General features: G+C 45.0%; 19 protein-coding genes. 15 read left to right on the plus strand and 4 right to left on the minus strand.

Annotated features, from left to right (window positions below; all coding sequences use genetic code 11):
* The first annotated feature begins 19 nt into the window (after window positions 1–19).
* The gene (locus NST47_RS11700; protein ID WP_076229425.1) at window positions 20–1,330 is read left to right on the plus strand and encodes an FAD-dependent oxidoreductase; all 1,311 of its coding nucleotides are present in this window, start codon (window positions 20–22) and stop codon (window positions 1,328–1,330) included.
* On the plus strand, window positions 1,327–1,611 hold the full coding sequence (locus NST47_RS11705) for a ferredoxin family protein (RefSeq protein ID WP_076229426.1): 285 nt from the start codon (window positions 1,327–1,329) through the stop codon (window positions 1,609–1,611). Before NST47_RS11700 ends, NST47_RS11705 begins: the two co-directional genes overlap by 4 nt.
* Window positions 1,612–1,703: 92 nt before the next feature.
* Here NST47_RS11705 and NST47_RS11710 read toward each other — a convergent pair whose 3' ends face one another.
* Window positions 1,704–2,657, minus strand: a complete 954-nt coding sequence (locus NST47_RS11710) for a polysaccharide deacetylase family protein (protein WP_341155300.1) — start codon at window positions 2,655–2,657, stop codon at window positions 1,704–1,706.
* A gap of 316 nt (window positions 2,658–2,973) precedes the next feature.
* On the opposite strand from NST47_RS11710, the gene NST47_RS11715 reads away from it, so the two are divergent.
* The 6 genes from NST47_RS11715 (at window position 2,974) to NST47_RS11740 (ending at window position 6,960) form a co-directional block, all read left to right on the plus strand.
* Window positions 2,974–3,600, plus strand: coding sequence for a C40 family peptidase (locus NST47_RS11715; RefSeq protein ID WP_341155301.1), 627 nt, complete (start codon window positions 2,974–2,976; stop codon window positions 3,598–3,600).
* A gap of 100 nt (window positions 3,601–3,700) precedes the next feature.
* Window positions 3,701–4,819, plus strand: coding sequence for a LacI family DNA-binding transcriptional regulator (locus NST47_RS11720; RefSeq protein WP_341155302.1), 1,119 nt, complete (start codon window positions 3,701–3,703; stop codon window positions 4,817–4,819).
* A gap of 202 nt (window positions 4,820–5,021) precedes the next feature.
* Entirely contained in the window at window positions 5,022–5,723 is a 702-nt protein-coding gene (locus tag NST47_RS11725) for an SDR family NAD(P)-dependent oxidoreductase (RefSeq protein ID WP_341155303.1), read from the plus strand.
* A gap of 4 nt (window positions 5,724–5,727) precedes the next feature.
* Entirely contained in the window at window positions 5,728–5,883 is a 156-nt protein-coding gene (locus tag NST47_RS11730; RefSeq protein WP_341155304.1) for a hypothetical protein, read from the plus strand.
* 138 nt (window positions 5,884–6,021) lie between these two features.
* Window positions 6,022–6,432, plus strand: a complete 411-nt coding sequence (locus NST47_RS11735; protein ID WP_341155305.1) for a VOC family protein — start codon at window positions 6,022–6,024, stop codon at window positions 6,430–6,432.
* Window positions 6,433–6,450: 18 nt separating this feature from the next.
* Window positions 6,451–6,960: a VOC family protein gene (locus tag NST47_RS11740; protein WP_341155306.1), complete on the plus strand. Its 510-nt coding sequence runs from the start codon at window positions 6,451–6,453 to the stop codon at window positions 6,958–6,960.
* Between the two features lie 83 nt (window positions 6,961–7,043).
* Here the strand turns inward: NST47_RS11740 and NST47_RS11745 are convergent, their stop codons facing one another.
* Window positions 7,044–9,260 carry a helix-turn-helix transcriptional regulator gene (locus NST47_RS11745; protein WP_341155307.1) on the minus strand — a complete coding sequence of 739 codons (2,217 nt, stop codon included), beginning with the start codon at window positions 9,258–9,260 and terminating at the stop codon, window positions 7,044–7,046.
* A 308-nt stretch (window positions 9,261–9,568) separates the two neighbouring features.
* On the opposite strand from NST47_RS11745, the gene NST47_RS11750 reads away from it, so the two are divergent.
* The 6 genes from NST47_RS11750 (at window position 9,569) to NST47_RS11775 (ending at window position 16,414) form a co-directional block, all read left to right on the plus strand.
* Window positions 9,569–11,104: an extracellular solute-binding protein gene (locus NST47_RS11750; RefSeq protein ID WP_341155308.1), complete on the plus strand. Its 1,536-nt coding sequence runs from the start codon at window positions 9,569–9,571 to the stop codon at window positions 11,102–11,104.
* Window positions 11,105–11,184: 80 nt separating this feature from the next.
* Window positions 11,185–12,084 carry an ABC transporter permease gene (locus NST47_RS11755; protein WP_341155309.1) on the plus strand — a complete coding sequence of 300 codons (900 nt, stop codon included), beginning with the start codon at window positions 11,185–11,187 and terminating at the stop codon, window positions 12,082–12,084.
* Window positions 12,085–12,105: 21 nt separating this feature from the next.
* The gene (locus NST47_RS11760) at window positions 12,106–12,978 is read left to right on the plus strand and encodes a carbohydrate ABC transporter permease (RefSeq protein WP_341155310.1); all 873 of its coding nucleotides are present in this window, start codon (window positions 12,106–12,108) and stop codon (window positions 12,976–12,978) included.
* 249 nt (window positions 12,979–13,227) lie between these two features.
* Complete coding sequence (locus NST47_RS11765; protein ID WP_341155311.1) at window positions 13,228–14,589, plus strand: ABC transporter substrate-binding protein; 1,362 nt, start codon at window positions 13,228–13,230, stop codon at window positions 14,587–14,589.
* Window positions 14,590–14,655: 66 nt separating this feature from the next.
* Window positions 14,656–15,534: a carbohydrate ABC transporter permease gene (locus tag NST47_RS11770; RefSeq protein WP_341155312.1), complete on the plus strand. Its 879-nt coding sequence runs from the start codon at window positions 14,656–14,658 to the stop codon at window positions 15,532–15,534.
* Between the two features lie 52 nt (window positions 15,535–15,586).
* Window positions 15,587–16,414, plus strand: coding sequence for a carbohydrate ABC transporter permease (locus tag NST47_RS11775; protein WP_341155313.1), 828 nt, complete (start codon window positions 15,587–15,589; stop codon window positions 16,412–16,414).
* On the opposite strand, the gene NST47_RS11780 is transcribed toward NST47_RS11775, so the two are convergent.
* Both NST47_RS11780 and NST47_RS11785 read right to left on the minus strand, forming a co-directional pair.
* Complete coding sequence (locus NST47_RS11780; protein ID WP_341155314.1) at window positions 16,411–17,238, minus strand: AraC family transcriptional regulator; 828 nt, start codon at window positions 17,236–17,238, stop codon at window positions 16,411–16,413. The genes NST47_RS11775 and NST47_RS11780 overlap by 4 nt on opposite strands.
* Window positions 17,239–17,276: 38 nt before the next feature.
* Window positions 17,277–18,035 carry a phytanoyl-CoA dioxygenase family protein gene (locus NST47_RS11785; protein WP_341155315.1) on the minus strand — a complete coding sequence of 253 codons (759 nt, stop codon included), beginning with the start codon at window positions 18,033–18,035 and terminating at the stop codon, window positions 17,277–17,279.
* Window positions 18,036–18,389: 354 nt separating this feature from the next.
* Between NST47_RS11785 and NST47_RS11790 the strand changes: the two genes are divergently transcribed.
* Window positions 18,390–19,343: an ABC transporter permease gene (locus NST47_RS11790; RefSeq protein WP_445667457.1), complete on the plus strand. Its 954-nt coding sequence runs from the start codon at window positions 18,390–18,392 to the stop codon at window positions 19,341–19,343.
* Window positions 19,344–19,570 lie beyond the last annotated feature (227 nt).

Consider the following 19,570-nt stretch of genomic DNA (forward strand, 5'->3'; position numbering starts at 1 on the left):
TTGTGAGGAGCGGATTGCTTTGAACGAAAAATTTGATGCTATCATTGTTGGGGGTGGACCAGCAGGTGCCGCCGCCGCATTAACGATGTCCCGGGCCGGATTGTCTGTTGTATTGCTTGAGCGTGGTGAATTTCCCGGTGCCAAAAATCTGTTTGGTGGTGTATTATATCGTAAGCAAATCGAGGAACTCGTCCCGGAGTTTTGGAAGGAACGTAATTTCCCGATGGAGCGGTATATTGTAGAACAGCGAATCTGGATGATGGGCAAGGAATCAATGGTAACCTTTGGACATCGGAATGAAAAATATTCGGAGCCCTATAATTGTTTTACCGGCTTGCGAGTCAAATTCGACCAGTGGTTTGCGGACAAAGCGGTTGCTGCAGGAGCTCTGCCCGTCTATGAAACGGTTGCTTTGGATGTCATTCGGGAGGGCGACCGGGTAGTGGGCGTCAAGACCGATCGGGATGACGGCAATTTGTATGCGGATGTCGTGGTCATAGCGGATGGTGTGAATTCGCTGCTCGGTAAGGCGATGGGCATTCACAAGGAATGGAAGCCCGATGAAGTCTCTCTGGCGGTTAAAGAAATCATCTCCTTGCCCAAGGAAAAGATCGAGGATCGCTTCGGTCTTGAAGGGGACGAAGGCGTCACCATTGAATTTATGGGTGAAACCTCGCTTGGCATGGCGGGGATGGGATTCTTGTACACGAACAAGGAAACCATTTCGTTAGGCGTTGGGGTCATGGTCAATCATCTGCGGGACAAAAAGGTTAAGCCTTATGCCATCCTGGATGCCGTGAAGCAGCATCCGATGATCCGCAAATTAATTCAGGGCGGGGAAACCAAGGAATACTCGGGGCACCTGATTCCCGAAGGAGGTTTTCATTCAATACCTCCACTGTCTGGAAACGGCTGGTGTGTATGTGGAGACGCGGCTCAGCTTGTCAACTTTGTAAATCGGGAAGGCACGAATCTGGCGATGACTTCAGGCCGCCTGGCAGGCGAGGCTATTATTGAAGCTAAAGGCAGAGGCGATTTCTCGGCCGCTTCGTTGAACGCTTATGACCAGAAAATCCGCAGCTCTTTTGTACACAAGGATTTGAAAAAGTACAAAGGCATGCACCAATTCCTCAAAGAACAGAATCCCGAGCTGTTATTCGATAAGCTGCCCCGGGCATTAAATGAAGCGGCATATAATATGTTTTTAGTTGACGGCATCCCTAAAGCGGATAAACAGAAAATGGCTGTTAATTTAATTAAGGATGCAGCCGGCGGCACCATGAATCTGATGAAATTAGGCTATAAAGGGTGGAGGGCGATGAACGGATGAGCTGTAATGTTTCTGAAAAGCTATTTACGATCCGTTATAAATGCGATACGGAGTCCCATTTGGTCATTAAAGAAACGGAAACCTGTTTGAGCTGCAAGACCAAGGACTGTAATTATTTTTGTCCGTCTGACGTCTATGAGTGGGAGAAAAAGCTGAAGATTACGACAGTAGCCTTTGAGAACTGTATTGAATGCGGCACCTGTCGGATTGCTTGTCCATCCGATAATATCGCTTGGGTATATCCAAAAGGCGGCTATGGCATTACGTATAAATACGGGTAAACCGGAGCGGCTGAGTCCATTGCATACGAAACGAGCCTCGCAGTCTTTCTGCAGGCTCGTTTTTTATTGTATTTGTATGCATAACCAGATGATTATTGGTAGGCGTGCACATTTAGCAAGGTTTCGAGATCAACGATATCGTAATTTCGTTTTTGCAGCTCCTCAATCATAATCGGCACGGCCTTGGCGGTTTCGTTTGTTCTTGAAGTGGAATGCATGAGAATAATGTCGCCATTTCGAATATTATCGATGACATTATGAACAATATTATCGCTTTCTCGCTGCGACCAATCCAACGTATCTATCGACCATAGAACGATCTTATGACCTGTTTCGGTTGCAGCGGCAACCACTTTCTCATCGGTATCCCCATACGGGGAGCGCATCAGAGCAGGCTTCTTGCCGATGATATCCTCAATGATTTTGTCAGTTTGATTGAGATCCGCTTGAATTTGATGATTGGTTTTTTCGGTTAAATTGTCATGCTTGTAGCTGTGGTTCAACACCAGGTTTCCATTATCGAATGCATGGCGCACAACCCCCGGGTAGATTTTGGCCATTTCGCCTACAAAAAAGAAGCTTCCTTTAACCCCATATTTCTTCAATGAATCGATAATAGCAGGCGTATTGACGTTATCTGGACCATCATCAAAGGTCAGAGCGACTCTATTCCGGTCAGGCCCATTGATGTAGACGCTGTCACGATGTTTCCGGGCAAAAGTAATTATGTTCTCACGCCACTCTGTCATGCTTTTTAAAGCTTTGGGAGTTAGCCGGTTGGACTTCCCTTTAATTTCCAGCCTATACTCTGGAGGTTCAGGCTCGGGTCGAGCTGGGGTTTCTTCAGGTACGGGTATAGCCGTTTCAGCTGCAGGTATGCTCAAGACAGCAGAAGCAGTGATAGGCGCGGTCACCTCGGAAGATTGGGTTGGAAGGGAAGGTATGGTTGGAATCGACGCGCGGGAAGGTTCTGACGAATGGTAGAAACAACCGCCCAACCATACCATATTTACTAGCACCAGCAGAAAAGTAAATTTGTTATTCATAAGCTTCATAGTAAATAGACACTCCCTTTATCCGAGCATACCAAACTACGTTCATATGTAAAGGCTCTCGGATTCGATTTGCAGACATTATTTAATATAGACGGACAAGCAGTCCTTAGAGTTGTACGTTCATCGAGAATAACTAATAATATCGTCAATAAATACCATTTTTAAACACAATAGGAGAGCGTCGGTCATCGCTGGGCTGGCAGTTTTATGTTGTGTGTTGTTTGATTTCCATAATTTATGCATACTTTCTATTTCACTATTTTGATAGACTTTGTATGTGACAGGAATATATTTTAGGAGGAATTGCATGAAAAGGTTTGTCATTTCTACTATGCTGGCCGGGAGTCTTTTATTTGGCGGTATAGCTTCAGCTTCAGCGGCATCAGCAAATCCGTACCTCGCTACAGATTCCGACACATTCTGGAGCATTTCACAGAAGTTAAATATGAATGTCTCGGACCTTATTGCTGCCAATCCGCAGATCGATCCACAAAATGTGCATGCAGGTGTTTCTATCAATCTTCCAGGAACGCAAGCAAAAGGCTGGGAAGCCCAAGCGGATGCTATCATTGCGACAGGGATGAAGCAGCTTGGAACCCCCTATGTGTTTGGCGGCGACACCCCGTATGTGGCATTTGATTGTTCAGGCTTTGTACAATATGCGTTTAATGAAAACGGTTTTGACCTTCTTCATTCTTCATCATTGCTGAGTGAAATGGGAACACCTGTAGATAAAGGTGATCTTCGTAAAGGCGATCTTGTATTTTTACAGGGCACCTACACGAGCGGCGTTTCCCACGTTGCGATTTATCTTGGCAATAATCAGGTTCTTCAGGCGGGAACTATGGGCACCCGTGAAGTGAAAATCAGCACTTTTTTTGGCACACCTTACTATGATGAGCACTATTGGGGCGCACGCCGTCTCATCAATTGAATACGAGGGCAGGTCGAATACGATTATTCGTCTGCCCTTTTTGCTGTAAATGGGCTGCACCCAAATCCGCAAATACGAAAGCGGTTCCCCATTGACAGAGATGAATCGATATGATAAGTTGAATCCAAGAATAAACGCGCGTCCACAAAAAACAGGAATGGCTGATGGCATTTTGAGAAACTTGGATATTAAAAGCAAGGAAATCGCTGAAATTGCAGGTGTGTCCAGAAGTACAGTAAGCAGAGTTATCAATAATTACCCTAATGTCCCGGCCAAAACAAGGGAAAAGGTCATGAGGGTCATCGAGCAATATAATTATTTTCCGAATATATCGGCGCAAATTTTGGCTGGCAAAAAGACCAAAACTTTAGGTTTATTTTTTATCGATCAATCTCACTTTAGCGAAGATTCGTCTGCCAATTTGTTGATTACAGGCATAATCGAGAGCGCTTCCATTCTTGGATATAATGTACTTGCCTATATAATTCGGGACTTGAGTACAGCGGAGAATATGAAAAATGTCAAAGAAGTGTTTTATCAGGAGCGTATTGCCGGTGGAATATTTATTGGAGCGGAAAATCATGAGCCTATCGTAGAGGAGCTGATCGCCGGAGGATTTATCGTAGGGATATTAGACCAGGTTCTACCAGGACGCAGTGAGCCTAACCGAATTGTATATAACCTGGATAATGAAGGGGCCGCTATGCAAGCAGTGGATTATTTGGTCCGTTTAAACCATACCAAAATCGGGATTATCAATAGTACAATGAGCAGAGCCTCCGCCAGCTTCAAGTTCAAAGGCTTTATGAATCGCATGCAGCATCACGGCCTGGAGGTTAAGAAGCATTGGATCATGCATGGTCAATACGAATCCGGCGGGTATGAGGCGATGGACAATCTGATTAGAAATTCAACCGACTTACCGACAGCGATATTTGCAGCCAATGACAGCATTGCCTTTGGTGCGATTCGTGCTGCTAATGATCATCAATTAAAGGTTCCCGACGATATTTCCATTATTGGAATCAATGATCAGAAGCTGAGCGCTTATTACAAACCTGCATTAACTACGTTTCGTTCTAACTTTAAGGAGTTTATATCCGGGATTACTACAAGTGTGATTGAGGCTGTAGAAAATGGTGTTGCCAACGAATCGATAAAAGTAACGCTGGATTTGGAACTGATCGAAAGAGAATCCTGTAGAAGAGTTGAAGCGTAAGGAACAGCTTCATTCTTTTACACTCAATTATAAACGCGCTTTCACAAAGAATTGGGTAATGAAAGGGATAAACCCTGAAAATATCCGTATATAATAGCATGATTGCATTATATGAAGAAGTGAATGACATCGATGTTAATATTTTTTCTTGTTCATAAATAAACGCGCGTCCAAATCTAAAATAAAGTGTCGGGAGCGAGCCATGAAAACTATTTTTATTACAGGAGCCAATCGGGGATTAGGGTATTGCTTGGCGGTGGAGGGACTGCATAGAGGATATGCGATTTACGCAGGCGTAAGATCAGCGGATTCCTTTGCCATGCTGGATTCGTTGTATAATCAATATCCCAATCGGGTCCATTTGATTGAAATCGATGTCGCAGATGAAGATTCGGTAAGAAAGGCAAGCGGCGAGATCCGCAAAACGACAGACTCTCTGGATGCCATCATCAATAATGCGGCCATTATGCTGGAAAGAGAAAAAACTATCGAAGAACTGGACTTTGATCTCGTTCGCCACAGCTTTGAAATCAACACATTCGGGCCGATGCGAGTGGTCAAACATATGCTGCCACTCATCGGAGCAGGCACCCAACCAGTAATCATGAATATTTCCTCGGAAGCTGGCACCATTATTAACGCATTCAGTACGAACTATCCTTACAGTATGTCCAAGACTGCATTGAACATGTTCACGGAGAGGCTGCGGCATTACGTTCAGGATCAAGGAATAACCGTGTATGCCGTGCATCCGGGCTGGATGAAGACGGATATGGGTGGAGAAGAGGCACCCAGCGAGCCGGCAGCTGCGGCCGAGGGAATTTATAATATCATCGAAAAAAAGATTACGGTTACAAGTAAAATAGCTTTCATTAATCACCTGGGCAAACCAATGCCGCTTTAATTAGGTGGCAGGCATCACTCATTTTAGCGGAGAATTCGTTGTGGATTGGGGGGCTATGATGGGAGCCTCGGTGTTGGTTTCGGTACCCGTGCTGATCATTTTCCTGTTGTGCAGCAAGTACTTTGTACAAGGACTTTCGGACGGCTCGGTAAAAGGCTGAGTCATCTGTTTATTATTGCTGGAGGTGAGTGCCGTATAAGTCGTCCAAGGGAATTCCTTGTTATCAAATAACAGAGCACCATCCATAGCTTTAACCTGTAATCACACAATCGAACTCAAAAAAGCGGAGGTTATTCACATGTTTAAAGGAATCGGCCATACAGCCTACAACGTAATCGATATGGACAAATCATTGCAATTTTATTGTGACGTGCTTGGGTTTAAAAAATGCTTCGAATTAAAAAATGATAAAAATGAGCCGTGGATCGTTTATCTAAAGGTTCTTAATTTACAATTCATCGAGCTGTTTTATAACGCCAAGCAGGGAGTCGACAACGACACCAAAGTTACTAAAGGCTATAACCATCTGTGTCTGGAGGTCAACGACATTCACGAAATCGCCAACCATTTGAAAAACAAAGGATTGACTTTGGATGTGGAGCCCAAGATGGGGGCGGATTTGAACTGGCAGTGCTGGGTTAGAGACCCGGATGGAAACCGTATTGAATTTATGCAGCTTGATCCTGAATCACCGCAAGCCAAATCTTAAATAAAGGGAGTGTCTGACTTGGAACAAATATCGAATAACCGAATCATCAAGCTTGGTGTCGTCGTGGACAATCTGGAGGAAGCGTTCCAGTATTATGTGGAATTGTTCAAGCTTGACCCGACCAAGATGAGAGCACCTAAGCCCAAACCAACCGATTCAGAGTTATCTCAGGCACCAGTAGCTGCTGCTACACCAGAGGGCGGCAATACCCCTTTTGTATGGTACAGGGGGGAATATCGGAATGCACGATGCCGGACGGCTATTATTCCGTTGGAGCCGATTTATCTGGAATTGATTGAGCCTTATGATGAGCTTAGTCCATGGACGGAATTTAGAGAAAAGCATGGTCCTGGCATCCATTTTATGACATTTCATATCGATGGCTTCGAGGAGCATATTGAGCTGATGGAGAGCAAGGGAATGCCTGCTATCCATCAGCAGGAAAAAGGTAAGGAACGGTACGCTTACTTTGATTCCGTAGCCAAATTAGGGGCAACGATCGAGTTTAAGGAAATCGATAAGAACTAACAAACAAACCAAGGCCGTTCTTCAGTCCATTGTGGCTGTGAACGGCCTTGGTTCTGTTACATGGAGGAAAAGCGGTCCAACCCTTAGAGGTACAGCTTTCGGTATTGACCCGGGGGTACACCGGTTGCTTTCTTGAACGTACGGGTAAAGCTCTGGGCATTGCTGTAATAGAGGCGTTTGGCTATCTCATCCACACTGAAATCCGTTTCGACAAGCCACTGCTTGCTTTTTTCGATACGTTGATTCAGCAGCAGCTCAGCGTATGTTGTCTCATATAGCTCCTTGATCGCCTGTTTGGCTACCGATACAGGGATACCGAGTGCCTTGCAGCAATCCTCCAGTCGTATATCCTGCAAAATGTGTTCGCTTATATAATCTCTAAGATGGGTCGCCGCTTGCTTCATCTGGGTATGATACTCTTCGGTCAGCCTCCCAATCAAATACTCTGCACAGTGGTGCTGCAGCCAGTTCAGCCATTCATCCATGGTCGTGAACCGGAGAAGCTCACTTAAGGAAGGAGGCTCCAAGGGCTCGGTAAGTGCTGCACCGATTTCCCTGTAAACCGATAATGTCAAATCAAGCAGCAAATGCTGCAGCTTGTGATAATCTCCTTCCGGGGCTAATATGCGTAATTTATGGAGGGACAGCAGTGCTTCATCCATATTCCGCGAACGGATGCTGTGAATTAAATCCTGCTCAATCCTGCGCGACTCATCAAATGAAAAGCTTAAGCCCTTGACTGAGGTTAGATCCTCGTAATACAACACTTTATTCGTTCCGAGCGAAAACTTTTGCTTCAGAATCTCCATAGCTTCCGATGCGGAAATGTGCAAGTATTTCGTTCCTTTGCGGGATTGGCTGACTCCTATCGTTACGGTTATCGGGAAGTGCTCTGAGATAAACTCGTGGATCGTTAACATCCAGCCGTTTAATTGCTCGCGAAAGGGTGTCTCTTCTTGTTCAGATGAGCCGGCGATTCCAATCAACTTGCCATCGTTCAGCTTCACTGCCAGACCATGATCGGTAAGCACCTCACGGACCACACAGGCAATGCCGTACTCAAAATAAAACAGATCCCATTCGGAATACGTTTCCTTCAGTTGATTGTAATAATCGATTTCAATGGCAAAGCCGCAGTAGTCGGCTTCCTCATGCAGCTGTAAATCCAGCTTTTCAACCCAATCCTCCTTAATACTGACACCGTTTTCAAGCACCTTTCGCAAATAAGCATCCTTGGCTTCGGGAATAATTTCATGAAGTCGGTGCTTGAGCTGGGAAACATGGGAATAGATCCGCTCGAATTCATCGCTTGGTTTCGTGGTGAGCTTCGAACCGAAGGGCTCATCCATTAATCGGATCAGCTTGCTCCATCCTCGGAAAAACCAATGATTGCTAATAAAGACAGCAAGTATGGATAACGCAACAGCGATGAGCAAGATAAGGAGTGTGATATTGCGGAACGAATTGATTTTGCTAAGAAATTGTTCGTCAGGTACTGCAACGCCAAAGATCCAACCCGTCACAGATGAAGAAACACAAGTGATCAGCAATCCATTTTTATATAAGGTATGGGATTGGTCGGACTGTAGCGCAGTCAGCTCCTGATCATGGGCAAGACTGAGGGTAATTTCTTCAATCCCGGCAAAAGTACCTTTTCCTATCGGCAAACCATTGCCATCCATAATAAAAGCGGTTGCTTTGTTCGCTTCGTCCTTGTTGGTTATGCCTAAATAATCATAAAATAATTTGGAATTGACATGAAATAACAGGAGTGATGAAGGCTCACCCCTAAAGACCGGCAGTTTCCTTATGTATACATAGGTAGAGGACCCATTAAAATCTTTGGTCAAAAAGGCATGATCTACATGCATGCCCATAAACTCCTCCAGCAATGAAGTATATCCCGAATGGACCTCATCCATCGTCGGCTGGGAGGAATAGTGCAGCTTGGCTTCCGGATCGAACAATAATACGTTATCGAGATAGCTGATGGACGCCTGAACCCGGACGAGCAGCTGGGTAAAAGCCAGCCTATCAAATTGGTTGAGCTTATGGGCTGAAGGATTGTCAATCCATTTTTCAAAATCAGGGACTTTTTCCATCTGTATGGCAGCCTGATTCAACTGCTTGATATAGTTCTCAAACCCATCGCGTGTTTGCTGCAGGGATATCAATTGAACCTGCTCAATTTCCTTGCGGATAATATCGGAGGCCAGATTGAAAATAATCAGACCAATCAGCACTATGCTGAGGGATGTGAGAAGAATATGGGTTACCGCATTTTGCAACTTTTTCGACATGCTGTCCTCCAAATTCCTTGCACTTAGTAATGATTAATTATATCATGAATGTTTTGGATATTTGAAGTCAATAAGAGCCGAATAACGGACAATCAGCGGTAAATTCACTTACCAATTCGAGCAAATGCTTGTTTTAATTAAAAAGATAAACGTACCATATTCATAAAAACCGCATTTTCGCGATTTGTAAATTGCGAGATTGGGTACGAGAATACACAATAGGGACATGCGGCACGAACATGGAAGCATGCTCCATGAATGCTTCATTCTAATCATTCTAATCATAGGACATATAAGGGGGCATTCCAATGAAATCGTTGAGAAGCTGGAAAATGGGTACGATAATAAGCTTGAGTACGGTTATGGCACTGTCTGCGACGGCTTGCTCGAATCAACCGGCAGCGCAGGGAAGTAAGGGAGCACCTGTGGCCGAAGGCCCAGTGAAATTAAATATGGCCTACTATATTGGCTGGAACACGCCAAGTATCGCCAGAGAGGATAACCCTTCACTGAAGTATCTGGAGGACAAGCTGGGAATCCGAATGAACCTCACCGCAGCAGCTCCCGATATTTATAAAGAAAAGCTGAAGGTGATGATTGCCTCCGGAGATGTCCCGGATGCGTTCGCCTGGACGGATATCGATGATTTTATGGTCAAGCTTATTAAATCGGGCGTTGTGATTCCACTCGACAAACATATTGATGAGTACCCGAATTTAAAAAAAGAAAAACATTTGTTTCTAACCAAATATCAAGGAAGTATTTATGGGCTGAGCAGCGTCCGCAATCCGATCGCCTCACAGGATATCCCGCTTATCCGCAAGGATTGGCTGGACAATCTCGGTATGAAGGTGCCAACAACACTGGATGAGCTGTACGAGACGGCGAAGGCATTTACCAAGAACGATCCCGACAAAAATGGCAAAAACGATACGTATGGTCTCCAGCTCGGTAACACGGCTGCCGGTATTTCTATTAGAGGAACGACTGGGATTACCCAGGCTTTTGGTATCAAAAATGCCTGGACCAAGCAGGGAGATAAAGCAGTGCCGCGGTTTGCGACTGCCAACTTTAAAGAATACTTAACCTGGATGAATAAAGCGTTTGCCGAAGGACTGATTGATCCCGATTTTGCTGTTACCGACGGTCCTACATCCGATTCAAAGCTGGTGCGTAAAGGTCAGGCGGGCATTATGTTCAACTTCACTACGCGTATTTACGATTTCGAAACGAATTATCAAAAAACAGATCCGAATGGCAAGCTGATCCCCTTCGAAGCGATCAAAGGGCCTAACGGAGAACGTGGTGTGACGGCACGTGTGGATAGAGGAGGAATCTTCATCTCGAAAAAGGCAGCCGATGACCCGCAGAAAATGAAGAAAATTATGGAATGGCTAGATTTTGGCGCCAGCGAGGAAGGCGGTATTTTCTGGAACTATGGGGTAGAGGGCATGCATTACAAGAAAACAGCCGACGGGAAGATTGAACAGGATACGAAAATGTTCGAACGGGATATGCCGCGTACCTTTAGCTTTACACTGCCGATCCAATCCACCGATGAGCTGTACATTTTCCCGCAAAACACCAAGGAGGCGCAAAATCTTGTAGTTTCCGGTCATAAGATGAATGAGCCGTATCTGGTAACCGATGAGACGCAGCTGTTATTCTCGCCGACCTATGCCAAATACGCAACCGAGGCGGAGAAATTCATTCAGGATAACACCGTCAAAACGATTATGGGTGCAAGTAAAGTCAGTGATTGGGATGCGGTTGTGAAGCAGTGGTATGACCGTTATGAAGGTGACAAGGTTGCTTCTGAAATCGCAGAGGTTATGAAGAAGTAAGAAGGATAGACGTCGGCGGACACAAGCTGTACAAGGCTTGTCCGGCCGATCGTCATAAGAAAGCGGGTGCTGCAGCAAGAATGACGCTAACTAAATTATGGAAGGCCGATAAATATTTATACCTGATGGCACTGCCGGGAATGCTTTATTTTATTGTATTCCATTATTTTCCAATGTGGGGGATTGTGATCGCATTTCAGGAATATGACCCCTTTCAAGGTGTTATGAGCAGTGAATGGGTTGGTGCGGACCATTTCGTCCGTCTGTTCAAGCATCCCGATTTTTGGATGATTATGCGTAATACGCTAGTTATCAGTATGTTAAATATCGTATTTTTTTTCCCGGCTCCGATCATACTGGCACTGTTATTAAATGAAGTGAGAACAGCCTTTTTCAAAAAGACGATTCAAACGGTTATGTATTTACCGCATTTTGTCTCCTGGATCGTCATCTGCGCGTTATCGATTTCGTTAATGAACTCCGAAGGACTTCTGACTGAATGGGTTCATGCGCTCGGATATCCACAGGTTCAATTATTAATGGATAAATCCTTATTCTGGGGCATTATTACGCTGCAAAACATCTGGAAAGATGCCGGATGGGGAACGATTCTATTCCTCGCTGCGCTGGCGGGAATCAGTCCCGAATTGTATGAATCCGCCAAGGTGGATGGTGCGAATCGCTGGCAGCAAACGCTCCATATTACGATTCCGTGCCTGATGAATACGATTGTCATTTTATTGATTCTACGGCTCGGACAAGTATTGAACATATCCTTTGACCAGCTGTACATTATGGGCAATCCGCTTGTAAAAGAGGTTGCGGAAGTTTTCGATACGTATGTGTATCAAGCGGGCGTGCTGCAGGGCAATTTCAGCTATGCGACTGCCATCGGCATTTTTAAATCGGCTGTCGGATTTGTGCTCATACTTGGAGCCAACTATATTTCCAGAAAGACAAGTGAACATTATTTATTCTAACAGAGGAGGCGAGAACCAGTCATGAAACGAATTCGCCCCGCCAGCCTTGCCTTTGATATTTGTAATTATATCGGTTTGGCTTTACTGGCTGCCCTGATGGTCTTTCCGTTCTGGAGCGTGCTCGTCAGCTCGTTGACCGCACCGCATCTTGTACATGAAGGCGCCATCATGCTGTGGCCCAAGCAAATCACGGGGATTGCCTTCGAGACTATTTTCAATACACCTAACTTTATCAAGGTATTTCAAAATACGATCTTTATCACGGTGATAGGTACCTTTGTCAGTATGGTGTTATCCGTCATGCTCGGATACCCGTTGTCGAAGAAACGGCTCAAAGGCTCGCAGGTCATGATATTTATTGTATTTTTTACCATGATGTTTCATGGCGGCATCATTCCATCCTATTTGATTGTCAAAAGTCTGGGACTGATGAATACGTTATGGTCGCTTATTATTCCGAACGCCATTAATGCTTTTAATATCATTATCCTCATCAGCTTTTTCCGAACATTGCCTGAAGAGCTTGAGGATTCTGCGCGAATCGACGGATGTAACGATTTTGGTATTTTATTCCGAATCATGGTGCCGGTCTCAATGCCAATTCTCGCTACACTGACGCTTTTTTACGCGGTAGCACAGTGGAATATGTTCTTCCAGGCGGTTATGTATATTTCCAATCCGAATAACTTTACGCTGCAGGTGCTGCTGAGACAGCTGCTGCTGGTACTGACTTCGGATGCAATTGCTGCTTCGCTCAGTGAAGACGCCCCTCGTATTGGTGTAACGGTCAAATTGGCGATGATTGTCGTGTCTACCGTACCGATTTTGCTCGTATACCCGTTTCTGCAAAAGCATTTTACAAAAGGAATGATGCTCGGCTCGATTAAAGGGTAGCTCATTGAGCTCCGACAATTATATCTGGTTATCAATGTAAATAAGAGCAGGGCAGGTCGAATTTTATCATTCGCCTGCTCTTTTTGTTGTACGGTAAGGAATTCAAGCTGAGGCTGTCATATATCAATTATAGATACAAAAGTGATGAAGTTCGTCCATTTTAAAATGGAAGCGAATACAATAAAATGAGGGTAGACCTATACTTCGCAGGATGGCTGCAGCTTGAGCAAACGATATGGAGGGTGAATCATGAAAAAATCAGGTTTCATTGTACTACTGGGATTGCTCGTATTCCTGAGTGCCTGTACGCCAAATGTTGGAGCCCCGGAGGCTAACGACATTAAACCAGCAGGTAATCAAGCAGATGCCAAGACCGACGACAAAGGCAGTAAAAAGTTGACGTTATGGGTTTTCGCTGAGGCACACAAACGTTTTTATGAAGCGGTAAAGGAAGAATTTAAGAAAAAACAGCCTAATGTTGAGGTTGACATTAATTTGATGGACGGAAATGCTCTGGTAGATAAGTATACCATCATTGCCAAATCCGGTGGAGAAGGTTCTCCCGATCTGATCGATATTGAGCAGGGGCAGTTCCCCAAATTCATTCGTGGGGATATTCCATTTGAAGCGCTTGATCCTTACCTGAAACGTGACAATTTGTCAGAAGTGATGTCCAAGGGCCGCCAAGCTTTATACACGGTCAATGGCAAGCAGTATGGTATTGAGCATGCTGCAACAGCTTCTGCTTTATATTACCGCAAGGATGTATTCGACCAGGCAGGGATTAACGTTGCGGAGCTGAAAACCTGGGATCAGTTTACAGAACAAGCAAAAAAGCTGGTAGGCGATAAAAAATACATATTTCCACCGTCCCCGTCAACAAAAACGAACAGTGAGCAAACCTATTTTGAGCTGCTGATTAAGCAGGAGGGCGGCGACATTGTTACTACCAAGGGAGAGATCGGGTTTAACTCGCCTGAAGGAGTCACCGCGCTTAAGCGCATGAACAACTGGGAGAAAGACGGTATCATGGATAAAAACTTTTATGATGGTCCAGCCTTCTGGGATCAATACAAAAAGGGGAATTACATTGCGGCCTTTGGCCCCGATTGGTGGGTAAACCAGCTGGCGGATAATGTTCCTGATCTGAGCGGCAAATGGGCTGCTGTCCCGATTCCTTTGGGTGGTGCCAAGTCGGTCCCTACATCCGTATGGGGTGGAACGGGACTGATGATTTCTAAATTTGCCAAAAACAAGGATTTAGCCTGGGAGTTTGTGAAAACCGCCCAATTAACGCCTGAAATGTCGGTAAAACGCTTTCAAATCGTTAATTTATTTCCGGCGCTCCTCACCTCTGTTAATGAAAAAGGACTTCATGAGCAAAGTAAATATACGCAATATTTTAATGGGCAGGATTTAGGTGAGCTGTACGGAAAGCTTGTTGCCGTAGCACCTAATCAAAATCAGGCCTGGTGGCGAGCCTTATTCACACAGGCCTGGGATAAATTCAAGTTCGATTATGCTGAAGGGAAATTGACACCAGAGCAGTTCCTGCAAAAAGTCGAGGAAGAGCTGAAGCAGCAAATCAAGAAACAGGAAGCAAGCGGCTGACAACATAGAGCTGGGAAAGGGGACCATACTCCCCTTTTCTGCTTCTGTTTAAAGGAGGAATAACCGTTGATTATAAAACCATCGCATTGGTTAAAGCTGGCACCGTTTTTGTTTATTAGCCCATTTTTCATACACTTTGCGGTATTCAACCTTTATCCGACGGTGTACGGCTTCTGGGTTAGCTTGTATGCCGGAGTCAGTAAGCTGGCTTTTGTGGGATTCAGAAATTATGGCTTTGTCCTTCAGGACGAAAAGTTCTGGAAATCGATGTGGAATGGTCTTCAGCTAACCGGTGGCAGCGTGTTTATTATTCTTCCGATTGCACTCGGTGTAGCGCTGCTCATTAACCAACCGTTTGTCGAGAAGCGAAAGGGACTGTTTGCCACCTTTTTCTTCACACCCAATATTACGTCCGCTGTAGCGGTTGCCATTGTATTTGGCCTTATTTTCAATAAACAGTTTGGCAGCTTGAATGTGATCCTCTCCTTTGTAGGGATGAGTCCGATAGCCTGGCTTGAAAATCCGAGATGGACGATACCAGCTCTCATCCTTCTCTCAACATGGAGATATTTGGGTATTAACATTTTGTATTTCTTGGCTGGCTTGCAAAATATCCCGAGCGAATTAATTGAGGCAGCCAAAATGGACGGGGCCAATTTATTTCAACGATTTTGGCGTATCACGCTTCCGCTTCTTCGTCCGATCCTGACTTTTATTGTATTTCAAGCGATTATCGGTTCGTTCAACATGTTTGCTGAAGCTTATTTATTGGCCGGTGGAGGCTCAGGACCTGATAATTCACTGCTGTTTCCAACGATGTATTTGTATGAACAGGCATTCCGCTCGCAAAATTTCGGTTACTCTTCAGCCATTGGATATGTGTTTACCTTTATTTTGTTAGCTATAGGGATGCTTCAGTTACGAATGTTTCAGGAAAGGAAGTAAGGCAGATGCTTACGAATCCAATTTACAACGTGAACACGAAGAGGATGATAGTATGCTGACTAACAAAATGAATCGCATGACCGTATATGCCACGCTGATCATCCTGAGTTTTCTATTTAGTGTACCTTTTCTTTTCATGGTGGGAACCTCGTTCAAAACGTATGATGACATTGTCAACAGTCCACTGAATCCCATACCACTGAAGCCTACACTGGATAATTTCGTTCTTCTTTTTCAGAAACTCCCTTTCTGGACGCAGTTTTTGAATGGGGCCTTTATAGCAGTCAGTGTGGCTGTATTAGCCATGATATGTAATGCTGTGGTGGCATACGGATTTTCCCGTTATGAGTTTAGAGGTAAGCAGGTTCTATTCATGATCGTCATTGCCACGATATTGATTCCATCCCAGATGACGCTTGTACCGACCTTTATTATGTTTCGTAACTGGGGATGGCTGGATACCTTTTACCCTTTGATCATCCCAGGTGCTATATCGGCGATAAATATTTTTCTGATTCGGCAAATTATGAATGCAATTCCCAAGGAGCTGTACGAAAGCGCGCGTGTAGACGGGAGCTCGGAATGGGGCACCTTCGTGCGTATAGCAGTTCCTCTATCGATGAGCGGGATCGGTATTGTTGGTCTACTGCAGTTTATGGGTTCGTGGAATGATTATTTAAGTCCGCTCATCTTTTTGATATCGGAGAAAAAGATGACTCTGGCTGTAGGAATAACGACCATGAATAACCCTTATAAAGAGGACTATGCCACACCTATTACAGGAGCTTGCCTGATGGCCATCCCCGTGCTCATTCTGTTAAGTGTCGTTGGTCGAAAATATTTTGTCAGTGGGCTTGCTGCCGGGGCTATAAAGGGTTAACCAGGTGGGATCACATGATTATAGCTTTCTCTTCGAATTTCACTTGGCGTTTTTCCAGAATGTCGTTTGATCGTGCGGGCAAAATGGTAGGAGGTTTTGAAGCCTACCTGTTCAGCAACGGCTCCAATCTGCAGGCCTGTGCTGCGCAGCAGGTCAATTCCTTGCTTGACACGGTAGTTCCATAAATATTGGATGGGCGTCATATCTTCATCACGTCGGAATAAACGAATCAGATGCTCTGGTGTATGTTTAGTAACCTTCGATAGGCTGCTTAGCGTCAAATCCTCAGCATATCGCTTATGAATTTCCTCCTTGGCAATCAGTACGGAAGGATGCTTTCTGTCATTGATGTTCCCTTGGCTGCATTCTGCCAAATATAATAATATCGCAGCTCGTCCCAATGTTCGGATTACTTCCTCATCTTGCTGCACCCCATCGCTTTGCAGGGATCGTATAATGTCTGTTAGCTGATTCATCTTTTCGGATAAGGGAATGAAGAGAGGAAGGGAATCCAGGAAGCTGATCGCCATCCCGTCCAGAGGCTCGACTGAAACAGCGATCCAGCGATGCCAGGTTTCCCGTTTATCCGCGAACACGAAGTTCTCCATATGTCCGGGTTTAAGAAGCACCACATGTCCAGGGGGCACCTGATGTTTGACTTTGTCAATTTCCACGGTCATGGCGCCTGAATGCAGCAGTACGAGCTGCAAATCCTGCTGAATACGCGGACCATACGCCCCACCGGGACCGTAAACTACACTGCCACCGTAAGTTTTAATAACAGTAAAGGACGGAGTCGCTTCCGTCCCTGATTGTTCGATCATCCCGATCCCTGCCCTCGTAAAAGCGTATTTACCTCCTATTATACAAGAGATATTTTACGTTTTAAATCCTCTCTTTCAATCTTGGAATCATGCCGAATATAGTGGCACACATAAGAACGCCTCCAACGATTCGAGCGATTGCGGGTCGAGGAGTGGATAAGCAAGCTGTCAAAAATAAGGATATCCCCCTGGTCCATGATGACCGGAATTTCTTTACTTAAATCAACGTCCTCAACCTCGTCGGTCCACGCCTCGTGCTCCTGCAAATTTTTGACGGCTCCATGGGAGAGAACCCCCAGCTTATGTGATCCCGGTATGACCCATAGACATCCATTTTCTTCATTGACCTGTTCCATCGCGATCCACGCTGCTGTCAAAGTATTCGGCTCATTGCGAATATAATAATAATCCTGATGTGCCGCTTGCCCGGGGGAAGTTGGTTCCTTATAAAAATACATACTTTGAACGCCTGTGGCCTCGTCTCCGAGCAGCTGCGCCAGTGACCCGCGAACGATGGGCAGCTTCATCATCTGAAGTGAAAATCCATCATGGAGGTGAGGATTAAATAACCGAACAGAGAAGCGGTCTTTATCATCGATGAACTCTTTGCCCTTTCTAGGCTTGGCCCAATCCGGCATCTCATCCGATGAGCGGATAGCATGAATATGAGCATTGAAGGTATGGATCAAATCGTCGGAGCAGCCCCCTTTGATGATAATAAATCCATCCTCCTTGTATTGAGCAATTTGCTCCTCGGTAAGTGGATTGGTCCTTTCGAATTGAACTTGAACAGTCATAAGTAATGCCCTCCTTTAAAGTTCAAAACCGAATCGCCTCTCCTGAAAGGGCTGCGATTTCTGTTTTGCTATACTCCAAGTGTAAGGTACAGGGGGATAAAACAAAATGCTTGCAACTAATATTTTGTGTCTGTAATTGATATTTGTAAAAAAGATAATGGCCCAGAGTGCGCAATTTAACAGCTTTATCTCCAGTCTCTGCGTGATTTCAAAAAAAGACTATAGCCGGAAATTTTTCAGAGGCATAGTAATAATTTGTTATTATTGCACGTTCGGCAAGCTCTATCCTAAAGTAAGGGCATAAGCTAATCGATTCACACCAAAGAACACTTTAAGGAGGAAGGCTTCATGGATATGCAAGCGACAAAATCAATCCCGCAATCGCTTTCCAAAAGTAAAAGCAAAGCCTCGCTATGGGCCGAACTGAAAAGAGATAAGTATTTATATCTGCTGGTTCTGCCAGGCGTACTGTATTTTCTTGTTTTCAAATACTACCCCATGTGGGGGATCATCATCGCCTTTCAGGACTATTCCCCTTATATGGGAATATTCAAAAGCGCTTGGGTCGGTGTCGAGCATTTCATCCGCTTTTTCACGAACCCAAGCTTCTACTTGCTCTTTCGCAACACGATGATGATAAGTCTCCTGAGTCTGGTCTTCTTCTTTCCCTTGCCCATTGTGTTATCCCTTTGCATGAATGAAGTGAGCAACAAATATTTTAAGCGGGTGATTCAGTCTGTGGTGTACCTGCCGCATTTTCTCTCCTGGGTCATCATTGCGGGGATTACGTTCCTGCTCTTATCGCAGACGAACGGCATTATCAATTTGATGCTGGAATACATGGGGCTTTCGAAAATTGCTTTCTTGACCAGTGAGAACTTATTCTGGGGACTATTGACCGGACAAAATATATGGAAGGATACCGGCTGGGGGACGATCATTTTTCTCGCAGCGATTACAGGCATCGATTCGCAGCTGTATGAAGCAGCCAAGATCGACGGGGCCAACCGGATTCGGCAAATGTGGCATGTAACCCTGCCGGGCATTCGCAATGTCATTATAATTTTGTTGATTCTCCGCTTGGGTCATATTATGGATGTCGGCTTTGAGCAGGTGTTCCTGATGGCCAATGGAGCGGTAGCGAATGTCGCCGATGTTTTTGAAACCTACGTGTACCGTAACGGTATTCAGCAGGGTCAATTCAGCTATACCACAGCTGTTGGACTATTCAAATCGGTCATTGGCTTGACGCTTGTTGTTTGTGCCAACTGGCTGGCTAAGCGGTTTGGTGAAGAAGGTGTGTATTAAAGTGGAGCGTTGGAGCGTGTTCAAAAAAAGAGTATGTTCAAAATGTTGATCGCTATGGAGAAGGGGTATGCCTCCGGTCGCTGTTGAAATCGTGAATGGTTATTATATTCAGCGGTATATTCACGATTTCAAAGGCGAACGCTACGCTCCTACAGCACACCCCTTCTCCTCCGCTGTTCATTTTGAACACGCTCCAAATAAGGAGAGGGTAGAGGGAGAGATACATT

This window comes from Paenibacillus sp. FSL H8-0034, assembly GCF_038000305.1.
Lineage (GTDB): Bacteria > Bacillota > Bacilli > Paenibacillales > NBRC-103111 > Paenibacillus_S.

Bases quoted from the DNA above. Each gene is read 5' to 3' on its own strand.
- NST47_RS11705 (WP_076229426.1), top strand. From the start codon at position 1,327: ATGAGCTGTAATGTTTCTGAAAAGCTATTTACGATCCGTTATAAATGC.
- NST47_RS11710 (WP_341155300.1), bottom strand. From the start codon at position 2,657: ATGAATAACAAATTTACTTTTCTGCTGGTGCTAGTAAATATGGTATGG.
- NST47_RS11715 (WP_341155301.1), top strand. From the start codon at position 2,974: ATGAAAAGGTTTGTCATTTCTACTATGCTGGCCGGGAGTCTTTTATTT.
- NST47_RS11720 (WP_341155302.1), top strand. From the start codon at position 3,701: ATGAATCGATATGATAAGTTGAATCCAAGAATAAACGCGCGTCCACAA.
- NST47_RS11725 (WP_341155303.1), top strand. From the start codon at position 5,022: ATGAAAACTATTTTTATTACAGGAGCCAATCGGGGATTAGGGTATTGC.
- NST47_RS11735 (WP_341155305.1), top strand. From the start codon at position 6,022: ATGTTTAAAGGAATCGGCCATACAGCCTACAACGTAATCGATATGGAC.
- NST47_RS11745 (WP_341155307.1), bottom strand. From the start codon at position 9,260: ATGTCGAAAAAGTTGCAAAATGCGGTAACCCATATTCTTCTCACATCC.
- NST47_RS11750 (WP_341155308.1), top strand. From the start codon at position 9,569: ATGAAATCGTTGAGAAGCTGGAAAATGGGTACGATAATAAGCTTGAGT.
- NST47_RS11755 (WP_341155309.1), top strand. From the start codon at position 11,185: ATGACGCTAACTAAATTATGGAAGGCCGATAAATATTTATACCTGATG.
- NST47_RS11760 (WP_341155310.1), top strand. From the start codon at position 12,106: ATGAAACGAATTCGCCCCGCCAGCCTTGCCTTTGATATTTGTAATTAT.
- NST47_RS11765 (WP_341155311.1), top strand. From the start codon at position 13,228: ATGAAAAAATCAGGTTTCATTGTACTACTGGGATTGCTCGTATTCCTG.
- NST47_RS11775 (WP_341155313.1), top strand. From the start codon at position 15,587: ATGCTGACTAACAAAATGAATCGCATGACCGTATATGCCACGCTGATC.
- NST47_RS11780 (WP_341155314.1), bottom strand. From the start codon at position 17,238: ATGATCGAACAATCAGGGACGGAAGCGACTCCGTCCTTTACTGTTATT.
- NST47_RS11785 (WP_341155315.1), bottom strand. From the start codon at position 18,035: ATGACTGTTCAAGTTCAATTCGAAAGGACCAATCCACTTACCGAGGAG.
- NST47_RS11790 (WP_445667457.1), top strand. From the start codon at position 18,390: ATGCAAGCGACAAAATCAATCCCGCAATCGCTTTCCAAAAGTAAAAGC.